Here is a 15877-nt window from a genome sequence, read left to right on the forward strand (position 1 = left end):
TCCAAATTTTCTGCCCCGAACCATGGAACAAGCATGACGAAGAGCAATCACCGCGAATCCGAATATCCGATCGATCCGATGTTTCTCGATCGCTGGTCGCCCCGCGCCTTCACCGGCGAAATCATCGAGGAAGCGCAGCTGCTCAGCCTGCTCGAAGCCGCCCATTGGGCTCCGTCCTCAGCCAACCATCAGCCCTGGCGCTTCATCTATGCGCTCAAAGGTTCGGAGCATTGGGAGAAATTCGTCGCATTGCTCGTCGACGCCAACCAGGAATGGGCGAGGAATGCGTCGGCCCTGATCTTCGTCGTGTCGCGCGCCTTCACCGGCGTTGCCGGCTCCGGCGAGGAGAAGCCGAGCTACACCCATTCCTTCGATGCCGGTGCGGCCTGGGGGCATCTGGCGATCCAGGCGCGGCTCTCCGGTTTCTACGCCCATGGCATGGGCGGCATCAAACACGAGGAGATCAGGCAGGCTTTCGCCATTCCCGAGGGGTACCGGGTCGAGGCAGGCGTCGCCGTCGGCAAGCTCGCCGACAAGAGCGTTCTTTCCGAACGCAATCAGGCGCGCGAATTCCCCAGCCAGCGCAAGCCGCTCTCCGACGTCGCCTTCAACGGCCGCTTCGCTGCGAACTGAGGCGAAGCCAGGGACCAAGCAGATATCCGGATAAACGAAAGCCCCGCCATCCAGGGATAGCGGGGCTTCTAATTCCTGAAATATCAATCAGATATCGAGGTTAGCGACGCTCAGCGCATTGTCCTGGATGAATTCGCGCCGCGGCTCGACTTCGTCGCCCATCAGACGGGCGAAGAGGCCGTCGGCATCGGTGGCGTCGTTGACCTTGACCTGCAGCAACGAGCGGACATTCGGATCGAGAGTCGTTTCCCAGAGCTGCTCGGCATTCATCTCGCCGAGGCCCTTGTAGCGCTGCATGGTCAGGCCCTTGCGGCCGCTGGCGAAGACCGCGTCGAGCAAGGCACGCGGGCCTGAGATCTCGACATCGCCTTCGCGCCGATGCAACGACGGCGGCGTCTGATAGATTTCCTTGAGACGTGCGGTCAGCTGGTCGATGTGACGGGCATCCGAAGAGCCGATCAACGCCATGTCGAGCACGACGATTTCCTTGACGCCGCGGACCATGCGTTCGAGGCGCAGGCCGCCATCGCTGGTCAGATCGCCCTGCCAGCCGCGCTCGGTTTCCTCGGCAATGATATCGAGGCGGCCTGCCACTTCGTTTGCCAGCGCCAGCGCCCTTGCCTGGTCGCTGACGAGGTCGGCGTTGAGCGCGCCGGCGATGGCAGCCTGTTCGACGACGGAACGATTGTAGCGCGAGTGGAGATTGTCGAGCAAAGCGCGCATGCGCAGCGCATCCAGGATGACCTCGCGCAGGTCTTGACCGGTGCGGACCTCGCCGCTGCCGAGCCGCAGTGCGGCATCTTCCAGACCCTGGCCGATCAAATATTCTTCGAGCGCCTTCTCATCCTTCAGATACTGCACCGATTTGCCGCGCGCGACCTTATAGAGCGGTGGCTGGGCGATGTAGAGATGGCCGCGTTCGATCAGTTCCGGCATCTGGCGGAAGAAGAAGGTCAGCAGCAGGGTGCGGATATGGGCGCCGTCGACATCGGCATCCGTCATGATGATGATCTTGTGGTAGCGCAGCTTTTCGACATTGAACTCGTCCTTGCCGATGCCGGTGCCAAGTGCTGTGATCAACGTGCCGATTTCCTGGCTCGACAGCATCTTGTCGAAACGAGCACGTTCAACATTCAGGATCTTGCCGCGCAGCGGCAGGATTGCCTGGTTTTCGCGCGAACGGCCCTGCTTGGCCGAACCGCCGGCAGAATCGCCCTCGACGAGGAAGACTTCGGATTTTGTCGGATCGCGCTCGGAGCAGTCGGCGAGCTTGCCCGGCAGCGAAGCGATATCGAGTGCGCCCTTGCGGCGGGTCAACTCGCGCGCCTTGCGGGCCGCTTCGCGGGCGGCGGCGGCCTCGACGACCTTGCCAACGAGGATCTTGGCTTCGCTTGGATGTTCTTCGAACCAGGTGCTCAGCGCCTCGTTGACCAGACTTTCGACAACAGGACGGACTTCCGAGGAAACGAGCTTATCCTTGGTCTGCGAGGAGAATTTCGGATCGGGCACCTTGACCGACAGAACCGCCGTCAGGCCTTCGCGGCAGTCTTCGCCCTGCAGCGTTACCTTTTCCTTTTTGGTGATGCCGGAACTGTCGGCATAGGAAACCACCTGGCGCGTCAGCGCGGCGCGGAAACCGGCCATATGCGTGCCGCCATCGCGCTGGGGAATGTTGTTGGTGAAGCAGAGCACGTTCTCGTGATAGCTGTCGTTCCACCACATCGCCACTTCGACGGTGATGCCGTCCTTTTCGCCGCGGATGGCAACCGGTTTGTCGACGAGCGACTTCTTGGCACGGTCGAGATAGGCGACGAAGGCCTCGAGGCCGCCATCGTAACGCAGTTCTTCCTGCTTGATATCGGAATGGCGCTTGTCGGTCAGCAGGATGCGCACGCCTGAGTTCAGGAAGGCGAGTTCGCGAAGGCGATGCTCTAGCGTGCCGTAATCGAACTCCGTCATCGTGAAGGTGTCGGTGCTCGGCATGAAGCTCACTTCGGTGCCGGTCTCATTCGGTGCTTCGCCCGTGACCTTCAGCGGCGCATCGGCCACGCCATGGCTGAAGCTCATTTCATGGATCTTGCCCTGGCGGCGGATCTTCAGTTTCAGCCAGACGGAAAGCGCATTGACGACGGAGACGCCGACGCCGTGCAGGCCGCCGGAGACCTTGTAGGAATTCTGGTCGAACTTACCGCCGGCATGGAGCTGCGTCATGATGACTTCGGCGGCCGAGACGCCTTCGCCGGTATGGATATCCGTCGGGATGCCGCGGCCGTTATCGGTGACCGTCACCGAGCCATCCGGATTGAGCGTGACGGTGACGATGTCGGCATGACCGGCAAGCGCTTCGTCGATTGCGTTGTCGACGACTTCATAGACCATGTGATGAAGGCCGGAGCCATCGTCGGTATCGCCGATATACATGCCGGGGCGCTTGCGCACGGCATCGAGGCCCTTCAGAACCTTGATGGAATCTGCGCCATATTCGGTGCTTACGCCGTTTTCCGTCGCGGATGTATCGCTCATTCTGTTGAGATTTTCCCTGTTGTCGTAAAGCTGCGGCGCGCCTTGCGAATCACCGGCTTTCTTCCCTCTTGTATATAGGTTTTTTGAACTCAGTTCCCATGGCACGCCCCTAAAACAGGGCATAAAACAGGGGATTATGACGCTTTTCCGTCGCCTTTGCCGCCATTTTCGAGAAGAGCCGATAGCCGGCCTATCTCCGCACTGTCAAGGCTGCGAATCCGCCGCGCCAGCCGGTTGGCAAATTCGGTATATTCGGGAGGCAGGCCTGACGTGTCGATGACGACACGCGGGTCGGATGAGCGGGCGAGCAGGAACAGTTCCTCGGCCTCATCCCAGATGATGTTGAAATAGCCGGCGATGCGCTGCAGCAGGTCGAATGTCGGCAGGCCACGCTTTCCATGTTCGAGCGCCGAGAGATAGGCGGGAGAGACGTTCAGCGCTTGCGCCATCTCCTTCTGCGAGACGCCCTTGCGCGCTCTCAGCCGGCGAACCGCCTCTCCGAAGGGTGTCATGGTCTTTCCCCATGCCGCCGCGACAGGCGAATATAGAGCGCGCCCTCGCCGCCATGATGCTGCGCGGCAGGTTCATATGACGAGATCAGGTAGCGGAATTCGGGCTTGGAGAACCAGAGCGGCACGGCCCGCTTCAGCGCGCCTTCGCTGCCCATCGAGCTGCCCTTGCCGGTGATGACAAGCACATGGCGCATGCCGCGCTCATGCGCCCGGATCAGGAAGTCGAGAAGGATGGAATGGGCCTCGCTCTGCACCAGCCCATGCAGGTCGATCCGCGCTTCGAGCGCCAGCCGGCCCTTGGCGATCTTGCGTTTGACCGGCTTTTCCAGCGGATGATGCACCCCCGCCGACGGTTTCGCCGCCGATGGTAGCGTCGGCTGCAGCGGCATGGGCGCGGCGGGTGTCTGTTTTTCCTGTTCCCGTTCGGCCGCCGCTTCGGCTTCGGCAAGAAAGGCGTCGAGTTCGGTCAGCGCGCCCGCCTTGCCGGGCATCGGCCGCGTGCTGCGGGCGACCTTGCCCCAGAGGATCCTCTCATCTGCGCTGAGCTTGCGATCCCTGGCCATCAGTCGAATCTTCCGGCGGCGGCATTGGGGATGAGGATGGCAAAATCGGCATCGTTGCGGACCGTGCCGGCACTTTCCCCAGCCATATCCCCCGAGCCGGTGAAGATGTCACCGCGCGCCGGCCCGACGATCGCCGAGCCGGTGTCGAGCGCCAGCATCAGCCGGCGGAACGGTCGACCGTGATCGAGATGGGTGAGGCTTTCGGCGCGAATGAAAAAGGGAAAACCGAACGTATGGATCATCCGGTCGACCGCAAGCGAGCGCCCGGCGAGAAGCGGCACCTTGGCGGCGGCGATCGGACCGGCCCCAGGATCGGCGGTTCGCAGGCTGAAAGCCTGCGAGGGCGCTTCCCGGAAGAAAATATAAGAGTGGTTATGCCACAGCACCTCGTCGACGCGCTCGGGATTGCGCGCCAGCCAGGCGCGGATCGCCTGCATCGAAATCTCCGCCCGATCGATCTCGCCCCTCTCGATCAGCAACTTGCCGATCGCCGAAAAAGCATGGCCGGCCTTCGCGGCATAGGTGATGCGGCCGATATGGCCATCCCGATAACGCAGGCGGGCAGCGCCCTGCACATGCACGAAGAAGACATCGACCTTCGACTTCGCCCAGGCGATTTCGAGGCCTCGGCCTTCGAGAAAACCCTGATCGATGGCGCGGCGGTCCGGATAGGCACCGATGCGGCCGTCATGCAGACGGCCGAAAGCATAGGCGCTGTCGAGCTCGGCGGGGCGATTGGCGTCGTCGAGATCGATCAGATCATCCGGGCGCCTGTAGAAAGGGAAACGGAATATTTCGTCCGGCCGCTCCGACACCTCGATGTCAGGCTCGTAGAAGGCGGTGACGAAGCCGGAATTGCCGTCCTTGCGGCGGATCAGAAAGGGTCGACAGTGCGTCTCGAAAAAGGCGCGCGCCGATGCCGGAGATGACGGACTGACATCTTCGGCGGCGACCAGAAGCGGGAGCAGGTCTTCCGAACTCAGGCCAAGCGATCCGGTGCGGTACGGTTTGACATCGCTGATTTGCCGCCGGCAGCGTCGCATGACTTCAAAAAGGCCGGAAGGATCATCATCCTTCCAGCCTTCCAGAGTGTCGAAGCTTATGGCCTGCAGGACGAAGTCCGCTGCGTGGTCACTCATGTTCCGATTCGGTCGCCACGAGTTTCCAGTTCGGGTCGCGCGAGCGGGTGTCGCGGGCAAAGGTCCAGAGGTCGTTGACCTCGGCGACGTTTTCGGCGTCGCCTTCGATCAGCACATCCGCCTTGTCGTAGGTGGCCGAAATGAGCTGGCTGATGATGCGCACGGTGATCTGCGCTTCGCTGCCCTTCGTCTCCGCATGGGTGATTTCGGCCTTGTCGATGCCGACGAAGGTGGACTTCACCTTCTCACCGCGGGCTTCGCGTTCGCCGATTGCCGCATCGAAACCGTCATAGACTTCACGGGACAGCAAGTTCTTGAGTGTTTTCCGGTCGCCATCGGCATAGGCCATGACGATCATCTCGTAAGCCATGCGGGCGCCGTTCAGAAACTCCTTCGGGCTGAAAGCGGGATCGGCCTTGTTCAGCGCACGCAGCGATTCGTTGAGCGGCGTTCCAGGCGCCGCAAAAGCATCGATGGCGGCGAAGCGATCCTCATCCTCGGTCGTCGCATCGCGCCGCGGCAGCGTTACGACTTTGCCGGCATCGGCGGCATCGGCCGGAGCCGCATCCCGCGGCGTATAGAGATCGCGCGGCGGCTTCTCATTTCCTGTGCGGCGCCCGAGCACGGAGCGAAGCTGAAAGAAAATCAGCACAGCCGCCACCAGGAAAAATAATGTGATGAAGTCGTTCGAACTCATATCGTATCGCAGCCGCCGTTAACATCTCTGATTTGTACTCCCATATAGTCCGCCTATACAGATGATTCAAATGATGGCTGGCATCTTCGCCGGCGCCAAGAGGAGACCGGCACGTCCGGGACATGACAGACATGCGTTTTTCGATCCTGCCAGCTTTCATTCTGCTGCTCCCGTTCGCCGAAATTGCCGGTTTCGTCGTCGTCGGCCGGGCGATCGGATTGTGGCTGACGCTCGCGCTCGTCATGCTGGGTTTCGTTCTCGGCGTGGTTCTGCTGCGCCGGCAAGGCATCGGTATTTTGCGCCGCATGTCGAGCGAAGGACGAAACGGGGTGATGCCTGGCCGAGATTTGCTGCGGCCGGCGATGAACGTCATCGCCTCGCTGCTGCTGATCATTCCCGGCTTCCTCACGGATATCATTGCCATCCTCATTCTCATTCCGCCGGTGCGCGATCTGGTCTGGCGGGCGATTGCCAAACGCTTCGTCGTCGTCAACGCCAAGGGCGGTTTTTCCTCCGAGCCACAACCCGATTTTCGCGACCGCAAGCCAAACTCAAAGGTGGTCGATCTCGACGAGGAGGACTATCATAGAGAGCCGGATCGCAACTCGCCGTGGTCCGGCAAGCATCTCGGCGATTGAGGCACTGCGGCTGATCAACCGCGCCAAGCGCTCAGGGTTGTAAGCCTTTCCCTGAAATGTTAGATGGCGGCACCATTCCCATGCCCCTCGAGGAAAAGCCAATGGCAGACGATAACAACAACAACGGTGCGGCCAACCCCACCCTTTCGATCCTTGCGCAATATACCAAGGATCTCTCCTTCGAAAATCCGGGTGCGCCGCGTTCGCTGCAGGCCCGCGACAAGGCGCCGACGATCAACATCAATGTGAACGTCAACGCCAACCCGCTTTCCGATACGGATTTCGATGTCGTGCTGTCGCTGAACGCCGAAGCCAAGGATGGCGACAAGACGGTCTTCCATACCGAACTCGCCTATGGCGGCGTCTTCCGCGTGGCCGGTTTCCCGCAGGAGCACATGCTGCCGGTTCTCTTTATCGAGTGCCCGCGCATGCTCTTCCCCTTCGCCCGTCAGATCATCGCCGACGTCACCCGCAACGGCGGTTTCCCGCCGCTGATGATCGACCCGATCGACTTTACGCAGATGTTCGCCCAGCGCGTCGCCGAAGAACAGGCCCGCGCCAAGGTTCAAGCCGTTCCAAACTGAGCGGATCTTTCTTCACTGAAATACGGATGCCCGGGCTGGTCCCGGGCATTTTCAATTGTGGCTGGTCCAATCAAGGTTGGCGTATTTCGCCCAGATACTTTTTTCCCCGAGCTTAGCGACGAGCGCCTCATGCGCCTGCTCCTCGGTTTGGCTGAGGCGGCTACCAAGCGGGCGGGGCCGCTCGAGCACTGCGGCAATCACTTCATCGTCATCCCCAGCCATGTCACCGCGAGCTGCCTGGTTGGATTTGCTGACCGTGCTCAGACCGAAGGCTGCCTGTCGGCCGCCGATCATCTCGATATAGACTTCGGCAAGCAGTTCGGAGTCGAGCAGCGCGCCGTGTTTGGTCCGGTGCGAATTGTCGATGCCGTAACGCCGGCAAAGCGCATCGAGCGAATTCGGCCCCATCGGATGTTTGCGTCGGGCCATCGACAAGGTATCGAGCACCCTTTCCGGCAGGATCGGCGGCAAGCCGATCCGCGCGAACTCCGCGTTGATGAAGCCCATATCGAAGGTGGCGTTGTGGGCAATCCACTTCGCATCGCCGAAAAAGGTAAGGATTTCTTCGGCGACGTCCGCAAAAGGCTTCTTGTCCTTCAGGAATTCATCGGTGATGCCGTGTACGGCGAGCGCATCCGGATGAACCTTCTGATCTCCGGGATTGATGAAGATATGGATCGTGTTGCCTGTAGGGAAATGGTTGAAGAGCTCGATGCCGCCGATTTCGATGATGCGGTCGGCGCGATTGTCGAGACCGGTGGTTTCCGTATCGAAGATGATCTCACGCATTCCGGAAATCTCCCTTGGCAATCCGCGTTTTCAGGTCGGCGACGATCTCGAGCACCCGTTCCCTCGTCTCCGCGATACTGTGACTGGTGTCGATCAGATAATCGGCCCGCCGCCGTTTTTCCGCGTCCGGTGTCTGGCGGGAGAGAATCATGCTGAATTTTTCCTCGGTCATGTCGGGACGCGCAAGCACCCTTTGACGCTGAATCTGTGGATCAGTGCTGACGACGACGATGACGTCGACTCTTTCCTCAGCGCCGGTTTCGAAGAGCAGCGGAATATCGAGCAGTACCATGTCGGCGCCAGCGGCACCTTGTTGCGCCAGAAATTCCATCTCGCGTTTGCGAACCAGCGGATGGACGATCGCTTCCAGGCGTTTAAAGCCGTCGGGATCAAGAGCGAGCTGGCGGCCAAGTTCATGCCGATCGACTGCTCCATCCTTCATCGTGCCGGGAAAGGCGGCATCCACCAGGGGCGCAGCCTCGCCGGCATAGAGATCGTGGACCACGGCATCAGAATCGTTCACCGGGATTCCGGCATCGGCAAAGAGCTTTGATGCCGTCGATTTTCCCATTCCGATGGAGCCGGTGAGACCGATCTTCAGCATCAGTGTGATTCCATATCTGCAATGATGAGCGCACGCAGTGCAGCGTCGACAACGGGACGCTGTCCGAACCATCTCTCGAATCCGGGCACGGCCTGATGCAACAGCATGCCGAGACCATCCACAATAGGAAATCCTTGCTCTTCTGCCTGTGCCAGGATCGGCGTCTTCAAGGGCACATAGACGATGTCGGTGACCACGGCATCGGCTGCAAGAGGTGAAAAATCGAGCTGGGGCGCAGCCTCGCCGTCCATGCCGAGCGAGGTGGTATTGATGAAGAGGCCGGCACCCTTCATGACTTCGGCAAGCGCCCCGGCAGGGTGGGCCTGAACACTCGGACCAAAACGGTCCGCGAGTTCACGCGCGCGTTCGACGGTGCGATTGACGACATGGATCTCGCGGAAACCACGATCCCGGACCGCCTGGATGATCGCCCGGCTGGCGCCGCCGGCACCAAAGACGACGGCTCTGCGGTGCCGGTCCCAGCCTGGATGGCGTTCATCAAGATTGGCGATGAAGCCGCGACCGTCGGTGTTTGTAGCATGCAAGACGCCATCCTCCAGCCAGAGCGTGTTCGCGGCGCCAAGTTCGCGTGACAACGCGTCCGGTTTATCGGCGAGCCGGAACGCCATTTCCTTGTGGGGAATGGTGACATTGCCTCCGGCAAAGCCGGAACTGCCGTCCTTCAGCGCACGAATGAAATCACCAAAGGCCTCGGGGGCGACTTCATGAGCGCGGTAGCTGCCTGGCAGGCCGAGCGTCTTCAGCCAATATCCGTGGATCAACGGCGAGCGCGAATGCTTGATGGGAAAGCCCGTGACAAACGCTTTCGGCCCAAATGTTTCACGTGAATCACCCATCGATCGCTCCCAGTTCTCGCAATTTTTTTAAGAGCGGCAGCATCGGTAGGCCAAGAATGGTGAAATAATCCCCCTCGATCTTTTCGAAAAGCTGGATGCCCTCTCCCTCCAACTGATAGGCGCCGACGCTGGAAAGCGCGCGTTCGCCAACCCGGCTCAGATGCCTGGCGATGAAATCCGCTGTCAGCGGCCGCATCGTCAGTTCGGCATGCGCCAGATATTCCCACAAGAGCACGCCATCGCGGACGATCGCAACGGCGCTGTTCAATCGGTGGGACACTCCCGAAAGCGCTTGAAGATGACCAGCCGCGTCGGCCATGTCCTTCGGCTTATGGAAAACGCGGTCGCCGAGCGACATAGTTTGATCCGAACCGATGACCAAGCCATCCGGAAAACGGCTGCTCACTTCCTCGGCCTTGGCTTTGGCCAGGACGAGAGCGACGGCATCCGGCTTGGCGCCAGCTTTTTCCAGAGGTACTTCGACCGCCCGTTCATCGATCCTTGCGGCATGCGCCTCGAAGGGTAGACCGGCATTTTCCATCAGCATCCGGCGAAAGGGACTCGACGATGCAAGAATGAGTTTCGGCGTCATGGGTTCCTCGGAGTGCCGGCATTTCGTCAGCGCTTAGCGCAGCTTCGGGCGCAGGGCAACGATTGCCGCGGCTGTTTCCTCGATTGAGCGGCGCGTGACGTCGATCAGCGGCCAGTTGTGACGGGCACAGAGCGAGCGGGCATATTTCAACTCCTCCGAAATCGCGGCGCGGTCGGTGTAGTGTTCGCGATCGAAGCCCTGCGTCACCCCGAGCACCCGATTTTCCCGCACCTGGGAAATACGGTCGGTGGTGGCGATCAGGCAGACGATGAGCGGTTTCGTCGCGACAAAGAGGCTCTCCGGCAATGGCACGCCGTAGACGATCGGAATGTTTGCCGTCTTGATGCCTCGGTTGGCGAGATAGATGCTGGTCGGTGTTTTCGACGTACGACTGATGCCGATGATGACGACATCGGCATCGTTATAATCGTCCGGCATCTGACCGTCGTCGTGATCCATGGTGAAATTCAGCGCTTCGATGCGCGCGAAGTAGCCGGCATTCATCACATGCTGTGCTCCGACCCGGCGGCGCGACGGGGCACCGAGATAGATCTGGAATGCATTCATGACCGGCTCCAGCACATTCACCGAGGCAACGCCCATCTCGACGCAGCGCTCATCGATCAGGCTCGCGAGCTCCCGGTCGACAATGGTGTAGAGCACAATGCCGGGGGCGTCATCGATCGCTTGGAGAACCGGCAGCAGCTGCTTGCGATTGCGGATCAGCGGATAGACATGTTCGATCGGCTGAGCGGATCTGAACTGCGCCGACGCGGCGCGGCCGGCGGAGATCAGAGTCTCTCCCGTTGAGTCAGAAATCAGATGCAGATGAAAGAAGTTCGTTCTGTTCTCCACGCTATTTTCCGCTGCCTGTTGAAAAGACTGGATGAAACAGAGCTACGGTGCCGAGGCAGCCTCCGGCAAGGGAAAACATGCCTGCTTATCCACATTTCGGATTTTGCGGATCGGTTTCGGTTGGCCCTGTGGACGATGGGGAGAAGATCGATTTCTGGAAAACTGGTCCACAGCCTATCCACAGCCACGAAAAAAATCACCCATTCCGAAGGGCTTGGAATCATTTTCAGATTCAGCTTTTCCCCGAACCTCGGAAACAACGGCGAGATCCTTCCAATGTTTTTTGCAGGTGCGCGACAAATGGCATCGGCAGTGGATGGATTTTAATCCTTGATAGACACCGACTCTAAGAAATAGAAACCTTTTAAAATATCTTTGATTTTTTATAGGGAAGAAGCGCTTGAGCGAGACGCGCCGAAAGATCATGAGGGTTCTGGATGGCGAAAGCCTCTCCCCTCCTCCTCTCTGGCTGATGAGGCAGGCGGGGCGCTATCTGCCGGAGTATCGGGAGACACGGGCAAAGGCGGGAAGTTTTCTCGATCTTTGCTATACGCCCGATCACGCCGTCGAAGTGACATTGCAGCCGATCCGCCGCTATGGCTTCGATGCAGCCATCCTGTTTTCCGATATCCTGGTCATTCCCGATGCAATGAAGCGGAACGTCCGGTTCACCGAAGGCCATGGTCCTGAGATGGATCCAATCGATGAAGCCGGGATCAGCAGATTGAATGGCGAAGAGGTTGTCGATTATCTCAGGCCGGTGCTGGAGACGGTGCGGCGGCTGCGTGAGGGGCTGCCAGCCGAGACGACGCTGCTCGGCTTCTGCGGCGCGCCTTGGACGGTCGCGACCTATATGATCGCCGGACGTGGCACGCCGGATCAGGCGCCTGCCCGCCTTTTCGCGTATCGGCATGCTCGCGCCTTCGAGCATCTGCTGATGCTGCTTGCTGACGTATCGGCCGATTATCTCGTGGCCCAGATTGATGCCGGCGCCGATGCCGTGCAGATTTTCGATTCCTGGGCCGGCGTTCTCGGTGAGAGGGAATTCGAGGCGTTCGCGATCAGGCCGGTTGCGCGGATGATCGCTTCGGTCAAATCGCAGCGGCCACACGCGCGCATCATCGCTTTCGCCAAGGGCGCCGGCTACCAGCTGAAAACCTATCGCCAGAAGACTGGTGCGGATGCGATCGGTCTCGACTGGTCTGTCCCGCTGGCCTTTGCCGCCGAACTTCAAAAGGACGGGCCGGTGCAGGGCAACCTCGATCCTATGCGCGTCGTTGCCGGCGGTCGGGCGCTTGAAGAGGGCATCGACGATATTCTGCAGCATCTCGGCAATGGGCCGCTGATCTTCAATCTCGGTCACGGCATCACGCCGCAGGCCGACCCCGAGCATGTGCGTCTGCTGGTCGATCGTGTGCGTGGCGGGCGGATGCGAGGCGGGGCGTGACGATGGAGAAGCAGACCGATCGGAGACCTGGCGCTTACGCCCGGCGCCGAGCCCATTTTGCGCTGGTCTTCTTCGCGCTGATGGCGGTCGGGCTTTTCGCCTGGAACCCCGATAATCTCTATCTCTGGATCAAGGCACTGCACATCATCGCGGTCATTTCCTGGATGGCTGGATTGTTCTATATGCCGCGGCTGTTCATCTATCACACCGATGCCGAACCGGGTTCGGTGCAATCGGAAACCTTCAAGGTGATGGAACGCCGGCTGCTTCGAATCATCATGACGCCGGCGATGATGCTGACGTGGATTTTTGGCCTCTATCTCGCTTGGTCGGTCTATGGATTCCAAGGCGGCTGGCTGCACGCCAAGATCGGTCTCGTTGTGCTGCTGACGGGCGTTCATATGTTCTTCAGCCGTGCCGTCAGAGCCTTCGAGCGGGATGAAAACCGCCGCTCTGCGCGCTATTGGCGGTTCATGAACGAGGCACCGACATTGCTGATGATCCTGATCGTGATCCTCGTCGTGGTGAAGCCATTCTGAGGCAAAATCCATACTCAGGTTAAATTTGCTTCATTTTAAGCAGCCCTCTTGCGGCAGCGATTGCGAGTCGCTATTTTCCGCGCATCTCATCTACGTGGCATGTGTGTAGAGTTCAGTCGTCTGCGAGCCCTTTCGCAGTACCGAATACGACCCAACATCGCCTTTCCCCTTCGAAATTGAAAAGAGTATTGGTCACTTCATGGCTGAAATGAAGCTTCAGGAACTTAAGAGCAAATCCCCGACGGATCTTCTGGCTTTCGCCGAATCGCTCGAGGTTGAGAATGCCAGCACGATGCGCAAACAGGAATTGATGTTTGCTATCCTCAAGATGCTCGCCAGCCAGGATGTCGAAATCATCGGCGAAGGTGTCGTCGAAGTGCTCCAGGATGGTTTCGGTTTCCTGCGTTCCGCAAATGCCAACTATCTGCCAGGCCCAGATGATATTTATATCTCCCCCTCGCAGATCCGCCGTTTCTCGCTGAAAACAGGTGATACGGTCGAAGGCCCCATCCGCGGGCCGAAGGAAGGCGAGCGCTATTTTGCGCTGCTCAAGGTCAACACTATCAATTTCGACGATCCGGAAAAGATTCGTCATAAGGTTCATTTCGACAATCTGACGCCGCTCTATCCGAACGAGCGTTTCAAGATGGAACTCGATATTCCCACCACCAAGGATCTGTCGCCGCGCGTGATCGACCTGGTGGCGCCGCTCGGCAAGGGCCAGCGTGGACTGATCGTCGCGCCGCCCCGCACCGGTAAGACCGTGCTGCTGCAGAATATCGCGCATTCGATTACCGCGAACCATCCGGAGTGCTATCTCATCGTTCTTCTGATCGATGAGCGTCCTGAGGAAGTGACCGACATGCAGCGTTCCGTTCGCGGCGAGGTCATCTCCTCGACCTTCGACGAACCGGCCGTACGTCACGTCCAGGTGGCGGAGATGGTCATTGAAAAGGCAAAGCGTCTTGTCGAACATGGGCGCGACGTCGTCATCCTGCTCGATTCGATCACGCGCCTCGGCCGTGCCTACAACACCGTGGTTCCCTCCTCAGGCAAGGTCCTGACCGGCGGTGTCGACGCCAATGCGTTGCAGCGTCCGAAGCGCTTCTTCGGTGCGGCGCGCAATATCGAGGAAGGCGGTTCCTTGACGATCATCGCCACGGCGCTGATCGATACCGGCAGCCGTATGGATGAAGTGATCTTCGAAGAATTTAAGGGCACCGGCAACTCGGAAATCGTCCTTGATCGCAAGGTCGCCGACAAGCGCATCTTCCCGGCGATGGACATCCTCAAGTCCGGCACGCGCAAGGAAGACCTTCTCGTCCCACGCCAGGATCTGCAGAAGATCTTTGTGCTCCGCCGCATCCTTGCGCCAATGGGCACGACCGATGCGATCGAATTCCTGATCGACAAGCTGAAGCAGACGAAGAACAATTCCGACTTCTTCGATTCGATGAATACATAATCCTTAGCCGGATTCATCCTATGAGAGCTGGAGGCATCATGATGATGTCGCCAGCTTTTCTATTTAGGAGGAACCGATTCGAATTCGAAGATTAACCAGGCAATATGGCCATGTTGAATGATACCATATATGCGCTATCGAGCGGTGCTGCACCTTCAGGTGTTTCGGTTATTCGCATCAGCGGTCCGCTGACCAGAGACATATTGGTGAGCCTCGTCGGCTCGGTGCCGAAAGCTCGATACGCATCGCACCGAACGATTCGGACTCGTAACGACCAACCGATCGACAGTGGTCTGGTGCTGTTTTTTCCGGGGCCAAATTCATTTACCGGGGAAGATGTCGCGGAGCTACAGCTCCATGGCAGCAAGGCTGTCCTGGCGGCGCTGTTTCAGACGCTTGGCGACATTCCAGGTGTTCGAATGGCTGTTGAGGGTGAGTTCTCCCGCCGGGCTTTTGAGAACGGCAAGCTTGACCTGGTCGAAGTCGAAGGTCTGGCCGACCTTATCGGTGCCGAGACGGAAATGCAGCGACGGCTTGCGGTCGAACATAGCGCGGGCGGACTTTCCATAATTTACGATTCGTGGGCGGAACGATTAACCCGCGCACGAGCGCTGATTGAGGCGGAACTCGATTTTCCCGACGAGGATGATGTTCCAGGGTCGGTATCGGATATGGTCTGGGCCGATATGAGTGAGCTACGCGCCGATATCGCGCACCATTTGGGTGCGGCTTCGGCAGGTGAGATTATCAGGGACGGCTTTAAGGTGGTTATTGCCGGTGCGCCGAATGCCGGAAAATCAAGCCTGCTGAATGCTCTGGCACGGCGCGATGTTGCGATCGTCACCGAGATCGCCGGCACCACCCGCGATGTCCTGCAGGTTGATCTCGATATCGATGGCTACCTGATCAAGCTCTATGATACAGCCGGCCTGCGCGATGCCGACGACCGGGTTGAAATAGAGGGCGTTCGGCGCGCGCGTCTTGCGCTTGGCGATGCCGATCTTGTGCTGCTGCTGGTGGACATGACCAATCCGCTGATTCCTGACGACTTGGAGCGAACCTGGCCTCATGTTACTGTTGGAACGAAGAAGGATCTCATCGATGTCGTCTCGGGTCGGTATGATTTGCAGATTTCGGCGGCAACGGGTGACGGCCTGCCGGAATTGCGTCAATTGATCGGCAACAGCGTCGCAGCGCGTTTCAGTGGTTTGTCGATGGCGATCCCCAGTCGGCAACGGCATAAAGATTCGCTAACGAAATGTTTGGCGGCGCTTGATACTGCGATTACGCAGAAGGACGTAAATCTCGAACTGCGGACCGAGCAGCTTCGAATTGCCGCCGAGTATTTGGGGAGAATTACCGGAAGAGTGGATGTCGAACAGCTGCTTGGGGTGATCTTCTCGGAGTTTTGTATCGGGAAATGATTCACGTGAAACGCGA

At 59.3% G+C, this 15877-nt stretch carries 18 protein-coding genes; 8 read left to right on the top strand and 10 right to left on the bottom strand.

The window, feature by feature from the left end; translation table 11 throughout:
- Nucleotides 1-33 precede the first annotated feature (33 nt).
- Nucleotides 34-633 (top strand): nitroreductase family protein, encoded by a 600-nt coding sequence (locus FHT69_RS20625; RefSeq protein ID WP_047615924.1) that lies wholly within the window; start codon nt 34-36, stop codon nt 631-633.
- An 87-nt stretch (nt 634-720) separates the two neighbouring features.
- On the opposite strand, the gene gyrB is transcribed toward FHT69_RS20625, so the two are convergent.
- From gyrB to FHT69_RS20650, 5 genes are all read right to left on the bottom strand, one after another.
- Nucleotides 721-3156, bottom strand: coding sequence for a DNA topoisomerase (ATP-hydrolyzing) subunit B (gyrB, locus tag FHT69_RS20630; protein ID WP_047615921.1), 2436 nt, complete (start codon nt 3154-3156; stop codon nt 721-723).
- Nucleotides 3157-3290: 134 nt separating this feature from the next.
- A complete protein-coding gene (locus tag FHT69_RS20635; protein ID WP_047615918.1) occupies nt 3291-3668 on the bottom strand; it encodes a helix-turn-helix domain-containing protein in 378 nt (125 codons plus the stop codon).
- Entirely contained in the window at nt 3665-4231 is a 567-nt protein-coding gene (locus FHT69_RS20640) for a Smr/MutS family protein (protein ID WP_047615916.1), read from the bottom strand. The genes FHT69_RS20635 and FHT69_RS20640 overlap by 4 nt, the downstream gene beginning before the upstream one ends.
- A complete protein-coding gene (locus FHT69_RS20645) occupies nt 4231-5370 on the bottom strand; it encodes a murein transglycosylase A (RefSeq protein ID WP_063473887.1) in 1140 nt (379 codons plus the stop codon). Before FHT69_RS20645 ends, FHT69_RS20640 begins: the two co-directional genes overlap by 1 nt.
- On the bottom strand, nt 5363-6067 hold the full coding sequence (locus FHT69_RS20650) for a Tim44/TimA family putative adaptor protein (protein ID WP_047615912.1): 705 nt from the start codon (nt 6065-6067) through the stop codon (nt 5363-5365). Before FHT69_RS20650 ends, FHT69_RS20645 begins: the two co-directional genes overlap by 8 nt.
- Before the next feature lie 131 nt (nt 6068-6198).
- Between FHT69_RS20650 and FHT69_RS20655 the strand changes: the two genes are divergently transcribed.
- Nucleotides 6199-6705 (top strand): FxsA family protein, encoded by a 507-nt coding sequence (locus tag FHT69_RS20655; protein ID WP_048338427.1) that lies wholly within the window; start codon nt 6199-6201, stop codon nt 6703-6705.
- A gap of 101 nt (nt 6706-6806) precedes the next feature.
- Nucleotides 6807-7289 carry a protein-export chaperone SecB gene (gene secB / locus FHT69_RS20660; RefSeq protein ID WP_047616084.1) on the top strand — a complete coding sequence of 161 codons (483 nt, stop codon included), beginning with the start codon at nt 6807-6809 and terminating at the stop codon, nt 7287-7289.
- Nucleotides 7290-7340: 51 nt separating this feature from the next.
- Here secB and dnaQ read toward each other — a convergent pair whose 3' ends face one another.
- Genes dnaQ through FHT69_RS20685 form a run of 5 tightly spaced genes read right to left on the bottom strand, consistent with a single transcriptional unit; the run spans nt 7341 to nt 10986 of the window.
- On the bottom strand, nt 7341-8078 hold the full coding sequence (gene dnaQ, locus FHT69_RS20665) for a DNA polymerase III subunit epsilon (RefSeq protein ID WP_183905888.1): 738 nt from the start codon (nt 8076-8078) through the stop codon (nt 7341-7343).
- Complete coding sequence (gene coaE, locus FHT69_RS20670) at nt 8071-8682, bottom strand: dephospho-CoA kinase (RefSeq protein WP_047615905.1); 612 nt, start codon at nt 8680-8682, stop codon at nt 8071-8073. The genes dnaQ and coaE overlap by 8 nt, the downstream gene beginning before the upstream one ends.
- Entirely contained in the window at nt 8682-9539 is an 858-nt protein-coding gene (locus FHT69_RS20675) for a shikimate dehydrogenase (protein WP_047615904.1), read from the bottom strand. The genes coaE and FHT69_RS20675 overlap by 1 nt, the downstream gene beginning before the upstream one ends.
- The gene (locus tag FHT69_RS20680) at nt 9532-10131 is read right to left on the bottom strand and encodes a Maf-like protein (RefSeq protein ID WP_047615902.1); all 600 of its coding nucleotides are present in this window, start codon (nt 10129-10131) and stop codon (nt 9532-9534) included. Before FHT69_RS20680 ends, FHT69_RS20675 begins: the two co-directional genes overlap by 8 nt.
- A 33-nt stretch (nt 10132-10164) precedes the next feature.
- On the bottom strand, nt 10165-10986 hold the full coding sequence (locus tag FHT69_RS20685) for a pyruvate, water dikinase regulatory protein (protein ID WP_047615900.1): 822 nt from the start codon (nt 10984-10986) through the stop codon (nt 10165-10167).
- 31 nt (nt 10987-11017) lie between these two features.
- On the opposite strand from FHT69_RS20685, the gene FHT69_RS20690 reads away from it, so the two are divergent.
- The 5 genes from FHT69_RS20690 to mnmE all read left to right on the top strand — a co-directional run bounded on the left by FHT69_RS20690 (nt 11018) and on the right by mnmE (nt 15861).
- Entirely contained in the window at nt 11018-11320 is a 303-nt protein-coding gene (locus FHT69_RS20690) for a hypothetical protein (RefSeq protein WP_183905889.1), read from the top strand.
- 66 nt (nt 11321-11386) lie between these two features.
- Nucleotides 11387-12433 (top strand): uroporphyrinogen decarboxylase, encoded by a 1047-nt coding sequence (gene hemE / locus FHT69_RS20695; protein ID WP_183905890.1) that lies wholly within the window; start codon nt 11387-11389, stop codon nt 12431-12433.
- 2 nt (nt 12434-12435) lie between these two features.
- Entirely contained in the window at nt 12436-12972 is a 537-nt protein-coding gene (gene hemJ, locus FHT69_RS20700; RefSeq protein ID WP_047615896.1) for a protoporphyrinogen oxidase HemJ, read from the top strand.
- A 199-nt stretch (nt 12973-13171) separates the two neighbouring features.
- Complete coding sequence (rho, locus tag FHT69_RS20705) at nt 13172-14437, top strand: transcription termination factor Rho (RefSeq protein WP_011654069.1); 1266 nt, start codon at nt 13172-13174, stop codon at nt 14435-14437.
- Between the two features lie 104 nt (nt 14438-14541).
- Nucleotides 14542-15861, top strand: coding sequence for a tRNA uridine-5-carboxymethylaminomethyl(34) synthesis GTPase MnmE (gene mnmE / locus FHT69_RS20710; RefSeq protein ID WP_183905891.1), 1320 nt, complete (start codon nt 14542-14544; stop codon nt 15859-15861).
- Nucleotides 15862-15877 lie beyond the last annotated feature (16 nt).

It is taken from the genome of Rhizobium sp. BK008 (assembly GCF_014197345.1).
GTDB classification, from domain to species: Bacteria; Pseudomonadota; Alphaproteobacteria; order Rhizobiales; family Rhizobiaceae; genus Rhizobium; species Rhizobium anhuiense.